Here is a 12,791-nt window from a genome sequence, read left to right as displayed (position 1 = left end):
CCCCCCTCATTCTAGGCTATAGAGACTTTGCAGTGCTGAAAATTATGCTATGATAATCAAGGTAAGAAAGCATATGATCACAACATCATCAGCCATAAAATTCTCTTGAATGTCAAATCAACGATGAAACAGACCAGAACCACCAAGAAGAGATCATGATCAACAATATAACGATCAAAAACTATAAATCCATAAACAAGATAGATCTCGATCTTGGGAGAATAAATGTTTTTATTGGCGAAAATGGTTCTGGAAAATCCAACATCTTGGAAGCGATTGCTTTAGCTGGAGCTGCAGAATCAAATAAACTAGACAATGAATTCCTTGCGTCCAGAGGAATACGAGTTAGCACTCCTGAATTGATGCGTTCTGCTTTTTTAGAAGAAAAATCTTGTGATCCTATACAGGTCTCAATGAAATCTGATGAAAATATTTTTGAATATAATATAAACAACGATAACAAACCTTACTCAACTTGGAAACTCGAACCTCAAGGAAATGGATTAGATAACGAATATTCTTTGGAAGAATTTAAAAAAGCTATTTCAAATTTACACAATAAAAAATCCGATTCAAGACTACAAAAAAATTAATGGCTGCCTTGGATGAAGCTTTATTAAAAATGCTCTCCTCAGAAAACGATTCATTTAAAAACATAAAAATAAAACTCAAAAAACCAGAAGATTATATTGATGTAAGAAATTTTATTATTTTTTCTCCAGAAAATTCTTCCCTTAGAATATTTGAAAAAGAAGGACAAATAGAACCCTTAGGAATCAACGGAGAAGGGCTATTCAAGCTTTTATCAGTCTTATCGCAAGACAATGAAAACGAAACGTTTTCCGAAATACGAAAATACTTAAGTCTATTTGGCTGGTTTGAAGATATAAAAGTTGAAATAGAGGAAAAGACAGATAATATTAAGATATTTGATAGTTATTTATGCAAAAAAACACATTTCTTTGATCAAAGAAGTGCCAATGAAGGATTTCTATTTTTACTATTCTATTTCACCTTATTTTCTACAAATTTAACGCCAAAGTTTTTCGCTATTGACAATATTGATGCATCATTAAATCCCAAACTTTGCTCTGAATTGATGAGAAAGCTTCGGGATTTGTCGAACAAACATAACAAACAAGCTATATTTACCACTCACAATCCTGCGATTCTCGATGGCTTAAATCTTAACGACCAATCCCAAAGATTATTTGTAGTTTACAGAGGCATTAAAGGAGACACAAAAGTCCGCAGAATTGCTCAAAAAGAAAACATACCTTCAGAAACGCCACGCAAACTCTCGGAGTTGTTTATGCGTGGCATTTTAGGCGGCCTACCAACAGGTTTCTAATGATAAATATTGCTTTAGTTTGTGAGGGTAAAACTGATCAAGTTATTATATCTCACATTATCGAACAGTTATCTAATGACGATAGTATTGACATTAACCCCCTTCAACCCAGAAGAGATGATACTGACCAATATACATCTACTGCTGGTGGTTGGGAGTTAGTGTTTGAATTTTGCGAAAATGAAATAGAAGATGCTCTACAATACAATGATTACGTCTTAATACAAATAGACGCTGATCAATCCGATCACCCTAATTTTTGTGTAGATTTAACGTGTGGCGGAAATGATAGACCTTGCGATGACGTAGTGAATGATATCATATTCTTGATAAAAGAAAAAATTGGCACTGATATTCTTAATAATAATGATGATAGGATTTTATTTGCAGTATCTTTTCACTCTATTGAGTCCTGGATTTATTTGATTATTTTAGATAAATACAAACCGAAAAATAGTTTTCAACATTTAAAAAGGGAAATCAATAGAAAATATAATATCAATATTACAAAAAATATTCCATCTTATACAAAACTATGCAATTTCATCAAAAAAAGAAATATCCTTTCCTCCTTAGGAACGGATATTAGCTATGACCTTATAATAAATAGGTTAAATATAATTTTAAACAATGACCTTTAAATATACAGGATTAATATTCTTATTCCAAAATACCATTTATTTTTTCACTTGACTGCTCCATCGGGTTGCCCGCAGGTTATGCGGGATTACCAACCTTGAAGGACGGTAACGGCTGAAATTGTCGTTCGTTTTCAGTGTGTTTTCTGCTTAGTGTTTGATAAAGCGTGGGGGTTCGAGTCCCGCAGTTCGCACCACCATAACTCATTGTTTTTGTTCATTATTCTGGATTTCCAGAAACACAGACCCCGCAAACTCTTACACAAGGTCTTACACAGGCTTTGGCGGGGGACGATGAACAAGGCAGAAACATGCTCCAATGCCGGGCAACAGGTTTCTATTTCAGAACGCGGGTTCCATCACGATTCCGTGATGTCGTAAAAAAGAGTGAAATCTGCTTTTCGCTGTTCACCAGATCAAGGAAAATCGCACTGATCCGTGCTGGAACAGCATACGAACGAACACAGGCACTTTTTGCAAAGATCGAACACGCGATGGCTCATGAACCGTGGATTATATCGGATGAGGAAAAGCAGGACTATGCTGACCTTCTCAGACGCTCCATCCTTCCCCCGGAAACCAGCGGAGCTCAGGAAACAAGAGACAGTCTGACAGAGTGCGTACGATCATATCTTGATAATAATAATGCCAGGAATTTCCTAGAGGCCATAATCCAGTCATATGAGCTCGAAAGTAACCGGCCGTTTGAGGCCGCCTTATGATTAAAGATTGTGACTGGTAACTTACCGTCGTTAACGACGTCGTTATTGACGTCATTTGAGAGGTAAGAATGGCCCAGGAAATCCTGATTGGTGTTGAACGCCGTCGCCGCTGGTCGGATGAACGCAAACTGGCGATACTGTCTGAAGTTGGTGTGGATGGAGCGAGTGTATCGGATGTGGCACGTCGGCATGACCTGACCCGCCAACACCTTTACCAATGGCGGAGTTCATTCCGTCAAAGACTATCTTCGCCAGATCAGTCTGTGGCGTTTATTCCTGTTGCTTCAGTGACGACACCTGCTGTGACATCTGGCGGTGGACCTGACGAACTGGCCATAGTGCTGCGCAATGGCCGTAGTATCAGGGTGACGGGACATCCTGCCGAAGATCTTCTGGCCCGGGTCATCCAGATTGCGGAGACGGCATGATTGGCGTGGGCAACGGCGTGCGTGTCTATCTGGCCTGCGGGGTGACCGATATGCGCAAGGGCATATCGGGTCTGGCAGCACTGGCACAGGACGTGCTGCGTCAGAACCCGACATCAGGGGCGCTCTTTGCTTTTCGTGGTCGCCGTGGCGACAGGATCAAGCTTCTGATGTGGGACGGTCAGGGGTTCTGTCTTTATTACAAGGTGCTTGAGAAGGGACGTTTTCCATGGCCGTCTCCGGCAGAGGGCGTTGCACGCCTGACGACAGCACAGATGGCCATGCTGTGGGAAGGCATGGAGTGGAGACGCCCTTCCTGGTCTGCACCACCGTCTCGCGTAGCCTGATTTTTATGGCGTGATCGTGTAGAACCTTTTGAATTTTCTTAGATTTTCTGCTATTTTTTCATAATGACGCCTGCACCCGTGGTCCTGCCTGATGATCCGGATATCCTGAGGGAAATGATTGTTTCCCTGCAGACCGAAGTGGCCCGGCTTTCTGCGTCGGCCCGTGCGTATGAGGCTCTTGTCCAGTCTCTCAAAATCCGGATCGCACGCCTTCAGAAACAGAAATTCGGGGCCAGTTCAGAAAAGATAGACCGTGAGATTGAACAGCTCGAACTGCTCCTTGAAGATGTAAAAATCGCCATCGCGGCAGCCGATCCTTCTCCTGATATCAGGGAGCATGATGTCAGCGATGATGCAGTCTCTCCCCCACGGCAGCGTGGCAAACCACAGGTTTCTGACACGACACCACGGGAGCGTATTGTTCTCGACCCGGGTGAGGCCTGTCCTGCCTGTGGCGGTCCTCTGCGTCTTGTAGGCGAAGATGTCACCGAAATACTGGACTTTATTGCGGCAAAACTGAAAGTTGTCGAAACGGCACGGCTGAAGAAATCCTGCCGCCATTGCGAAACGATGGTGCAGCCTGAAGCACCGTCGCGCCCTGTTCCACGGGGGATGGCTGGCCCCGGGCTTCTGGCCCATATCCTGGTCTCGAAATTCGATGACCATATCCCGCTTTATCGTCAGAACGAGATCTTTGCCCGTCAGGGTGTGGACATTCCCCGTTCAACCCTGATCGACTGGTGTGGTCAGGCCGTTGCCGTTCTGCGTCCTCTCACAGATCTGATCCGTCAGGATGTCGTAAAGGCAGACCTGCTGCATGCCGATGATACACCCATCCAGGTTCTTGATTCCCGTCTGCGCCAGGCTGGGAAACCACGTGGTGTGAAGGAAGGGCGGATCTGGACCTATCTGCGCGATCCCCGCCCCTGGGGCGGGAGTGATCCGCCCGCCGTGGCCTACTGGTTCTCTCCCGATCGCAAGGGGATCAATCCCCAGACCCATCTGGCACAGTTCCGGGGCATTCTGCAGGCTGACGCCTACGCGGGGTTCAGGGATCTGTATAAACCCGATGCAACGGGAACCGTGCATGTGCGCGAAGCGGCCTGCTGGGCTCATCTCCGCAGGGCCTTCCATGATGTCTGGAAGGGCAGTGATTCGACAATCGCAAGGGAAGCACTCGAGCAGATCGGGGAACTCTACGATATCGAGCGGCAGCTCACCGGGTCTCCTGCTCCGTATCGTCTGGCTGTCCGACAGGAAAAAAGCCGCCCTCGTGTCACAGCATTCCACGCATGGTGCGAAACACAGCTCGCCCGTATCCCTGGCAAGGGGGAACTGGCAAAAGCAATCCGTTATGCGCTCAACCGGTGGGCAGCCTTTACCCTCTTCCTCGAAGATGGTCGTGTTGCCATCGACAACAATCCTGCCGAACGGGCCATACGACCGGTATGCGTCGGGCGGAAAAACTATCTGTTTGCCGGTTCAGACGCCGGGGGCGACAACATCGCTGATGCCATGACGCTTATCGAAAGCGCAAAACTTTCAGGCCTCAACCCGCACGATTACCTCGCCGATGTTCTCGCCCGCATCAACGAACACAAGATCAACCGCCTCCACGAATTGTTGCCATGGAACTGGCAACCCGCGAATACGCTTCACAAAAAGGCCGCATAATCAAGGCGGCACAGAACGGCCGGTTACGCTCGAAATTGCGTCGCTGATCTCCCAATACAAGACCATCAACGCTGAACATCTCCTGTCCCATGTCAGAGACACAGACCGCATGACCGCGCTCACCGGCTATCTCAAGGATACAGCCGAACCCGCAATGGAAAAGCTGATCCGTTCAGGTGAAATCCTTGCGTCCAGAGTCCAAGGCCATCAGGAAACCATCAAGGTCTTTGAAAATCAGTCTGCACTGTTACGGGAAACATTGGCTCCTGTCTTCCAACAACTGGAAGTGAAACCTTCTCCCCTGTCTCGGAAGCAGTCTCTACCTTCATGGCGTCACCAGAGATTAAAACCAAGCCAAACAGCGAACTGGCTATGATGACTAACGTCTATCGCAGATGCATCGAAATCAATGGCGATGAGCCTATCCGCACTTATTCCAGTAAGCACGCCGATAAATATATCGAAATGATGACCCAGATTCCTGGCACCTATGGAAAAGGTAAAACCAAAGAACTTACTGTTGACGAACTTATTAAATATGCAAAGCGGAACCGCATAAAAGCCCTTCTCAAAACCAAAACCATCAAAAACCATTTCTCCAAGATGTCGATCCTATGGACCTTCCATGAGAAAAAGGAACTGGTGAACCGAGGCTCCAATGTCTTCAAAGACTGGTCTTTTGGCCGAAAACTGAAGGGCGATGGCTATAAAGCGTGGCCAGAGGACGACCTGCGGAAACTCATCGACACTCCATGGCCTCCCGGCCAGATTTCCCAAAGAACATTTGGCATGATTGTCGGAATTGGATCTTATACAGGGATGAGGCTGGAAGAAATATGTCGCTTGCGAAAGCTGGACGTTATCAACATCAAAGGTGTCTGGTGTTTCAATATCTGTGAGCATCTGCCACGACGCAACAGACCAGCGGAGGCATGGAACCCCAAGACTGAGGCCGGTGAAAGGGTTGTTCCTATCCACCGCAAACTGATTGAAGCCGGAATTCTGGAATGGGCCAAGAGTGCCAATTATTATCTATTTAACGAACTGGCATTCAGCGGAAGGGATAAAAAACGAAGCGTGGGCTTTGGAGGAAAATTCTCAACATTCAAGAACCGGCTTGACATTAAGTCCTCTACTATTGTTTTTCACAGCTTCCGTCATAATGTCTCCACCAAGCTCAGAAATACGCCAGGAGGCGACACCGGCATCAGGGAACTCTGGATTGATGATTTCCTTAGTCATGAATACGGGCATCACTCAGAAGGCGTAAAGCGATATCTGGATGGTATCGATCTTGAAAATATCGTTCAGGTGGCTGAGTCCATGCAATATCCGGATTTCTGGGATATCAGGACACTTATGGGAGAGGTTTAAAATTCATTTCCATAGGGTTTTAAGTGCCATCTCACCCACAACAATCATAATGCCAATAATCCACAGGATTTGAGCTGTAAGATGACGATAAGATTCAGGGACAAACTTTTTTATTTTTTATAATTTTTTCTCATGTGAGTTGCCGGCATCTTATCCATGGGAGAAGCAGGAAGGGGCATCCTGGACCTACCCCCTCCTTTTCCCTTCTCCCTTAATTTCTGAATTCTGAAGATCAATAAATTGGAAACATGATAACAAATCTTTGGTCTATGAAAACTTATACCCCTACACCCCAACCTACGAACCTATATATTATTTGCGATAGACTTGCGACACATCAAAACAGAATAAGAACCTATAGAAAATTATGGTGAAAAAATTTTAGTCACCCAACATTTGATAGAAGGTTTGATTCAGAGCTTTTAACCTCAATATCAACAGAAGCTCTCTGTAATTTTTTTTGTCGTCTTTCCCATGTCCTGCGACATATTCCCAATTTTTCCCATGGTTTTGTTTTGGATAATGCCTCCCCTTCATAGTGTTCTCTTCTGACAGACCCTGCATTCCTGCGCTTTTTGGCTTGATAAACCTTGTCAGTCTGTTTCCGCCTTTCTTTCTTGATGCTCTTGGAAACCAGACAATCCAGATGCTTCATTTCATCTTCGGTGATCGCAAGTTTTTCAATGATTCGATCAATGCTGTAGGCATAACGCCATGAGCAAAAACCCGGTTTCACATCAGACACATCACACGCAGTCATCAGTTTATTCAGGCTCGTGATATTATCGCTTTCAAAATGCTGAGTCAGATAATCAGAGGGAATAATATCTTCCATCTGGGCTTTCACATAGGGCAACAGCTCATTGGGATTATTCTGGAAATGTGCTGACGCCATGGAAACAGCGATATGACAGAACATATCCCTGTAGCCTTCCATGACACTTCCACCCCATCTCAGCTTTGCCAGTTCCTTCAGATCACCAATGATACGCCTTGATTGCTTATAGGGTGAGTTTTTAGAGGCTTTGACAGGAAACTGGAAGATATTCCCATGATCAGGGCTGTCAGCCTTCAGAGATGCCTTCTGGCTCCATTTCAAGGCATTGTCCCTGTAGATCTTCTCTCCCCGCTTCCTTGCGTTTGCACGAATAGCGTCAATCTCTTTCGCCTGCTGATATCGTTGTTCTCCTGCATATGGTGCAATACCCAGAACACGCTGTTTGAAGTCGTCCGAGCTATAACGATTGTCTTCGTTAAACCACACTGACCGGCATGAATGTCCCAAAGGAGAATATTTATAATTGATTGATCCTGGAATCCTCAAAACAGTCTGAGCAGAACACGGTGTGATATCTGCCATCAAATAATCCAGCCTGTTTCGGATGTTCCTATGAATATCCTCAATCACATCAATATAAGAACGCGGTGGATTTTTCTGCCCAACTTTCCTGCGTCGTCTTCGGATAAACACAGTATCTGTGAATTGCCATAACAGGTAGGCTCCACCACCAGACAACACAACTTCAGTGGGTTCTGGTATTTCGTTATTCACGCAATGAGAAATAAGCCATTCAGCTTTGCCTGAATCATCCAGAGATTGCCATTCCTGAAAGAGTTCAGGACGATAGTGATCATTATCAACCCACCTGTCAAAAATACCTTTTGCCCTGTCTCCCCTGATAAGCTTCCGTTTTTCACCAAGCTTATTGATATCCAGATCAAGCCATGCATGAGATATGGCTGAAATATCCTCTTTTCTCTGGGTCTTTCTGATCTTCGGAAAGAATGCCTGAGAACGATACAGAGCCTCGAATTTGTTGCTCTTTATCAAGTCCCTGATTCCCTGCATTCCTTCTTCTGTCGCAGGAAAATATCTTCTGAAGATTCTGTTACCTGGCTTTTGTTCCTGAGTGGCCGGATCATAATATTTTGGACGCCAGAAATCTTTCCAGAATCCTAAAATGCTTACATAGCATTCAGAACCATCCCGATTTGTCGGGAATCTTGAAACATCCCAGAATGTCGAAATGTCAGGAGGCAGAAAGCTTTCAGATGAAAACTTTTCTTCATTCAGGCATTTTCTTACGTCAGGAATATCATTTTCTTTAATAACTTTTTTACATATCTGTTCCATATTCTGTTTCCCAAAAATTGGGATCACAAAAAGTCTTCATTTGAAAACCATGAGAAGGAAAAGAAAGAAATTCTATTTTTATTGTTAACTTTGTGTTATAATTACTCTATCTACAATCTAACTTAACAAAACTTCTTGCGGGGGCGTCATTTTCCTCCTCCCTGCAATCCCGCCCTTTAGAGACGCCAATCTCTCAAGGGCTTTTTTATATCTACCATGATTATACATGAAAATCAATAATAAATGAAAAAATCTATTTATATACAGGAATAATATCATTGTTCACATTTTTCTTTTTCTCTATTGAAATGGCTTTATCCCTACTCTGATTCATTGCTGTCATGGGCGCCTCAATATCTTTTGTTTTCCTCATCTGTTGGAATGCATAAACAGGATTCGTTAGAGTATCCCGTAGAAGTTCTGCGTCTCTTGTTTTCTGAATGTAGTTATATAGCTCATCAAAATCTTTTTTTGCCTTCAGGTAGCTTTTAACAGAGTTATCAGTCTGCCATTCCCGAAGCTTTCTTTCACGACCAGCTACGTAGAAATCCGCTATCCAATTCAGACAATATAAAAAATCACTCTCATTATTCAGAATATCCAACGCCTTAAAATCATCTCTCTCATATCTCAGCTTCTTTAAGGCATTGTTGAATTCTTGGAGCGCCTTACGTGTAGATGAGCCATTAAACCATTTCTGCCGTTCCACATGATATCTGGTTCTTAATGGCTTCAGGATACTCTCATGCTTTTCCCTTACCTTCACACGATTTCTACTGGCAGGATCGGAAAATGGCTCTTTGGGAACATGTTTCCATTTCTTATCAAAGTCAGACATCATCTGTAACAGATCATCTGCAAATTTTTGCTGGTTCGCTAGTGTCTCTTTTTCGACAGATGCTTTCCTGTTGGCTTCTTCATTCTGGAAAACAATAGAAGCCTTCTGTTCACGCGACATACTATCAGTCATCGCAAAATGATCTGCTTTGATGTCAGAAACTCCACTTCCTGACGGAATGCCTTTAATCGTAAGTTGGGGCACAGACGACAGTAAAGTGCGCTCCGGTATAACCTGAGGCATAGGAGAGAGAATCTTCTCACCTGTCATCTCTGAAGCATTTACTGGGCTCTCACCCTCAGACAGTGCAAAGGTCGTATCCTTTCCCTGTTGTAAGGCTTCAAACAGGTTGGCAAACTCCCCTTTCTTCATTTCAAACAGACGATTGGCAGAACCAAGAAACTGATTATTTTCGTTATTCACGATAATGTATGTATTGGCTTTTTCTCCTTTCTGGATACTCACGCCCAGAGCACTTAACCCCTCAACCATTTCTGAAAATGATTCTGAGGTTATACGTAGGCCTCTGATCGACTGTCTCAGCTTTCCGAGGTTAACCCCCTGACGCAAGGCTGATTGATGCTGGATGGCTGTAAAAGCAGATTGCACTGGTTCATACAGGTCTGGTGTATGAGCATCTATATAATCCGCAATATCAGCCTTACCTTCATCCCGGAGCTGGCGGATGACTGCAACCTGATAGCGTCCCTTTACAATGTCATGACCAAACAAAACCTCACACGTCCGGGAAATCTTCTCCTGTCTGACTTTCATGTAACTGCTGTCCAGGCATTTGCCAGCACTATTCCGCCATGATGCATAGAGATGATAGTGCTCATCCGCATCAGGTTCACCCGCCTTGGCCTTCCTATGTCTGACTATTGTGCAGGTATCCGGATCAAAGCCAAATTCCACAGCCAACATACTGACACTTTGTAACATCTGCTCATGCGTAATGTTTCGCTTGGGATTGATCTTGAAATGGCACACCGCATATTTGTCGTGGTTGTCTCTGGCTTCATCAAAAGTCTGCATAACATCAAACTCTGATCCTTGAATCTCGTCTATGGATTCATTTCCAGAGCCCCGAAAAACATGATCACAGGTCTCCCCACACCCACGAGAGGCAATAAGAGGCTCTGAGCTGATAATCATCTTCGAATATCCATGATAATACGCTTCATGGTCTTGATGATGTCACGACATTCAGAAACCGCTCGTGATGCGTCCTCATGTCCACCAGCATTCAGATGATAGGCTATCTGGTTCAGGTTATTCCCACATCGTGCAACCTGATTGGTGGCTTCATTCAACTCTGCCAGAAGATATTTCTTTTCGTCATTCACAAAATATCTGGAAGACATCAAAGACCGGAAATAACTGGCGAGATTATGAAACCCGGCTTCACGTCCGGTTTGCTTCCATGCCTCCAGTTCTTCACGGTTTGCACGAATGGAGAGACGGGTTTCCATTCGTCTCATATTTGGCCTTCCTGCTTTGCCTTTATTTATTTTGTTATTTTCCATTATATAAAATTCCTGCACTCAAATGGGGTCAACGGGGTGAAACCCCTTGCCAGTCTGGGCAGAGTGAACCGTGAAACGGGTCAACGTAGTCCACGCCTGGCAATACTATTATAATACATATTTTATATTATAACGAATTTCAGGAATTATTATTATTCAATAGCGTAAAACACCGGGGTTATACCGGTATGAATTTAATATATTATTATCCAACTTTTTCTTATTCTCTGCCATCTCATTTCCAGAGATATCAGAAAAGGCACCGTTATAGCACCTTCCCATGATGAAGCATAAAAAGTGTTTTTATAATGTTGCTTTCACTGTGTTTGTGGAAAGCTTGTCATCAACAAAGGCATTCATTTGCTTAATTACCTCATCATTCAAGCGGTTCTCTGCCCCTGTATCTTCGAGAAAAATCTCCATATATGAAACATTCTCCGGATTTCCTGACACGCCTCTTATGTTAACAAATATATATGCCTGTGCTGTCGGTGCGTAATCCGGGTTTTTCCGTGTTGGCACCAGAAGAGAACCTTCAGGTCTTTCACTGATGCTCCCATCTTCCAATGAGTAAATGATGTCCTGAGTATCATTTTTCATGAGATGGATATTATATTTTTCAGCCAAGTCCGCTTTGAGGCCAGTAAAACTTGGTGACGCATCAGCAGGGTAAGAAACTGTCCTCTCTATCTTCGTTATGACATTCCCTGAAACGGGCGGAGAAAATGTTACACGTAACCCATCTCCTTTTATCAAACATCCTAACTGCATCGGGAAGAATTGTGTCTTAACCTGCACTCCCTTATGTACCACTGTCAAAAAAGTATTGCTCTGATGTGGTTCGCCCTCACAATGAGCCGTCATGATTTTTCTTGCGTCTTCTAATGACATTCCCAACGTCAAGCCGAGAATAGACGCCTGTCCGACACTGTTAGATGGCGCTTTATAGTCAATAACCTGCTTCAGATGCAGACCGCCGTTATCTTCAGGAACTTTGGCCGGTTCTGTCGATAAGCCAAGAATTTTATTACAAGCAGGAGATATCATACCCTGATTACGTGCCATCATGCACTGTACCATTGTCTGAGCAGATGCGGTCACAGGTTGAGCAAGAGTAAGGGCTGTAAAAATGAAAAATATCTTTTTCATCATGATTCCAGAGATTTAACGAATTGAGGATTGTTGTTAATGGCCTGATTGATACAAACCATCGCAGTATTATAATTTTTCCAAATCAGCTTGGTTCGCTTTCGATAACCAACGAATATCAATATCGGAATCGCCATAAAGATATCGATATTTAGAAATGGAAGGATATCTGATTGAGTGAACGTCGGGTGAGTGGCGCGATAGTCTCTATCTGAATGGTAAACACCTCCAAGATTGTTATTTCGAGGAGGAAGATTACTGTAGGCCAGCGTCAGAATTATAAGAGGAAGAAAGATATAACCAAGGTATTTTAGCGTTAACTCTTTAGTCCCTTTGTAAGCAATCGAATTTGGCAGACACCTGAGGAGATTCCAGCCTTGATTGGTCGTGAAATTCCTGACAACTAAATTATACCCGTTATTATTACCTTTAACGCTTCCCCAGACCACTAATACTGTTTGACCATTACCAATATCACCGTTTACTTCGACTTTCTCCTGTCGGCCACCGGGAGAAACTATCCAGAAATCTTGGTGTTCCTGAGTTGTGCTGGATATCTGAGGAGCGCTTGTCCTGTACACACCATACCCAAGGTCGGTAATCGTACCCTGTC

At 43.9% G+C, this 12,791-nt stretch carries 14 protein-coding genes; 9 read left to right on the top strand and 5 right to left on the bottom strand.

Annotated features, from left to right (window positions below; all coding sequences use genetic code 11):
- Positions 1-155: 155 nt before the first annotated feature.
- The 9 genes from ASN_RS09885 to ASN_RS09850 all read left to right on the top strand — a co-directional run bounded on the left by ASN_RS09885 (position 156) and on the right by ASN_RS09850 (position 6,531).
- Entirely contained in the window at positions 156-593 is a 438-nt protein-coding gene (locus ASN_RS09885) for an AAA family ATPase (protein WP_058988077.1), read from the top strand.
- Positions 593-1,351: an AAA family ATPase gene (locus ASN_RS09880; protein ID WP_058988076.1), complete on the top strand. Its 759-nt coding sequence runs from the start codon at positions 593-595 to the stop codon at positions 1,349-1,351. The genes ASN_RS09885 and ASN_RS09880 overlap by 1 nt, the downstream gene beginning before the upstream one ends.
- On the top strand, positions 1,351-1,992 hold the full coding sequence (locus ASN_RS09875) for a hypothetical protein (protein WP_058988075.1): 642 nt from the start codon (positions 1,351-1,353) through the stop codon (positions 1,990-1,992). The genes ASN_RS09880 and ASN_RS09875 overlap by 1 nt, the downstream gene beginning before the upstream one ends.
- A 308-nt stretch (positions 1,993-2,300) precedes the next feature.
- Positions 2,301-2,711 carry a DUF6538 domain-containing protein gene (locus tag ASN_RS20565; RefSeq protein WP_058988074.1) on the top strand — a complete coding sequence of 137 codons (411 nt, stop codon included), beginning with the start codon at positions 2,301-2,303 and terminating at the stop codon, positions 2,709-2,711.
- Between the two features lie 68 nt (positions 2,712-2,779).
- A complete protein-coding gene (gene tnpA, locus ASN_RS19230) occupies positions 2,780-3,139 on the top strand; it encodes an IS66-like element accessory protein TnpA (protein ID WP_058986867.1) in 360 nt (119 codons plus the stop codon).
- Positions 3,136-3,483 (top strand): IS66 family insertion sequence element accessory protein TnpB, encoded by a 348-nt coding sequence (tnpB, locus tag ASN_RS09860; protein WP_010510701.1) that lies wholly within the window; start codon positions 3,136-3,138, stop codon positions 3,481-3,483. The genes tnpA and tnpB overlap by 4 nt, the downstream gene beginning before the upstream one ends.
- 63 nt (positions 3,484-3,546) lie before the next feature.
- Complete coding sequence (gene tnpC / locus ASN_RS09855; protein WP_058986868.1) at positions 3,547-5,157, top strand: IS66 family transposase; 1,611 nt, start codon at positions 3,547-3,549, stop codon at positions 5,155-5,157.
- A 109-nt stretch (positions 5,158-5,266) separates the two neighbouring features.
- Complete coding sequence (locus ASN_RS20195) at positions 5,267-5,533, top strand: hypothetical protein (protein WP_231948173.1); 267 nt, start codon at positions 5,267-5,269, stop codon at positions 5,531-5,533.
- The gene (locus ASN_RS09850; protein ID WP_231948172.1) at positions 5,485-6,531 is read left to right on the top strand and encodes a tyrosine-type recombinase/integrase; all 1,047 of its coding nucleotides are present in this window, start codon (positions 5,485-5,487) and stop codon (positions 6,529-6,531) included. The genes ASN_RS20195 and ASN_RS09850 overlap by 49 nt, the downstream gene beginning before the upstream one ends.
- 385 nt (positions 6,532-6,916) lie before the next feature.
- Here ASN_RS09850 and ASN_RS09845 read toward each other — a convergent pair whose 3' ends face one another.
- The 5 genes from ASN_RS09845 to ASN_RS19950 form a co-directional block, all read right to left on the bottom strand.
- Positions 6,917-8,665, bottom strand: coding sequence for a hypothetical protein (locus tag ASN_RS09845; RefSeq protein WP_167541309.1), 1,749 nt, complete (start codon positions 8,663-8,665; stop codon positions 6,917-6,919).
- Between the two features lie 253 nt (positions 8,666-8,918).
- Positions 8,919-10,658, bottom strand: a complete 1,740-nt coding sequence (locus ASN_RS09840; RefSeq protein WP_058988072.1) for a hypothetical protein — start codon at positions 10,656-10,658, stop codon at positions 8,919-8,921.
- The gene (gene mobC / locus ASN_RS09835; RefSeq protein ID WP_231948171.1) at positions 10,655-11,029 is read right to left on the bottom strand and encodes a plasmid mobilization relaxosome protein MobC; all 375 of its coding nucleotides are present in this window, start codon (positions 11,027-11,029) and stop codon (positions 10,655-10,657) included. The genes ASN_RS09840 and mobC overlap by 4 nt, the downstream gene beginning before the upstream one ends.
- Positions 11,030-11,332: 303 nt before the next feature.
- Positions 11,333-12,181, bottom strand: coding sequence for a hypothetical protein (locus ASN_RS09830; protein ID WP_157765166.1), 849 nt, complete (start codon positions 12,179-12,181; stop codon positions 11,333-11,335).
- Positions 12,178-12,759, bottom strand: coding sequence for a hypothetical protein (locus ASN_RS19950; RefSeq protein WP_167541272.1), 582 nt, complete (start codon positions 12,757-12,759; stop codon positions 12,178-12,180). The genes ASN_RS09830 and ASN_RS19950 overlap by 4 nt, the downstream gene beginning before the upstream one ends.
- Between the last annotated feature and the right edge of the window lie 32 nt (positions 12,760-12,791).

The sequence above is a fragment of the Acetobacter senegalensis genome, assembly GCF_001499615.1.
GTDB classification, from domain to species: domain Bacteria; phylum Pseudomonadota; class Alphaproteobacteria; order Acetobacterales; family Acetobacteraceae; genus Acetobacter; species Acetobacter senegalensis.
This window is presented reverse-complemented; position numbering and strand designations above follow the sequence as displayed.

Excerpts from the sequence above, each read along its gene's own strand:
- ASN_RS09885 (WP_058988077.1), top strand. The coding sequence starts at position 156 with ATGATCAACAATATAACGATCAAAAACTATAAATCCATAAACAAGATA.
- ASN_RS09880 (WP_058988076.1), top strand. The coding sequence starts at position 593 with ATGGCTGCCTTGGATGAAGCTTTATTAAAAATGCTCTCCTCAGAAAAC.
- ASN_RS09875 (WP_058988075.1), top strand. The coding sequence starts at position 1,351 with ATGATAAATATTGCTTTAGTTTGTGAGGGTAAAACTGATCAAGTTATT.
- ASN_RS20565 (WP_058988074.1), top strand. The coding sequence starts at position 2,301 with ATGCTCCAATGCCGGGCAACAGGTTTCTATTTCAGAACGCGGGTTCCA.
- tnpA (WP_058986867.1), top strand. The coding sequence starts at position 2,780 with ATGGCCCAGGAAATCCTGATTGGTGTTGAACGCCGTCGCCGCTGGTCG.
- tnpB (WP_010510701.1), top strand. The coding sequence starts at position 3,136 with ATGATTGGCGTGGGCAACGGCGTGCGTGTCTATCTGGCCTGCGGGGTG.
- tnpC (WP_058986868.1), top strand. The coding sequence starts at position 3,547 with ATGACGCCTGCACCCGTGGTCCTGCCTGATGATCCGGATATCCTGAGG.
- ASN_RS20195 (WP_231948173.1), top strand. The coding sequence starts at position 5,267 with ATGACCGCGCTCACCGGCTATCTCAAGGATACAGCCGAACCCGCAATG.
- ASN_RS09850 (WP_231948172.1), top strand. The coding sequence starts at position 5,485 with ATGGCGTCACCAGAGATTAAAACCAAGCCAAACAGCGAACTGGCTATG.
- ASN_RS09845 (WP_167541309.1), bottom strand. The coding sequence starts at position 8,665 with ATGGAACAGATATGTAAAAAAGTTATTAAAGAAAATGATATTCCTGAC.
- ASN_RS09840 (WP_058988072.1), bottom strand. The coding sequence starts at position 10,658 with ATGATTATCAGCTCAGAGCCTCTTATTGCCTCTCGTGGGTGTGGGGAG.
- mobC (WP_231948171.1), bottom strand. The coding sequence starts at position 11,029 with ATGGAAAATAACAAAATAAATAAAGGCAAAGCAGGAAGGCCAAATATG.
- ASN_RS09830 (WP_157765166.1), bottom strand. The coding sequence starts at position 12,181 with ATGATGAAAAAGATATTTTTCATTTTTACAGCCCTTACTCTTGCTCAA.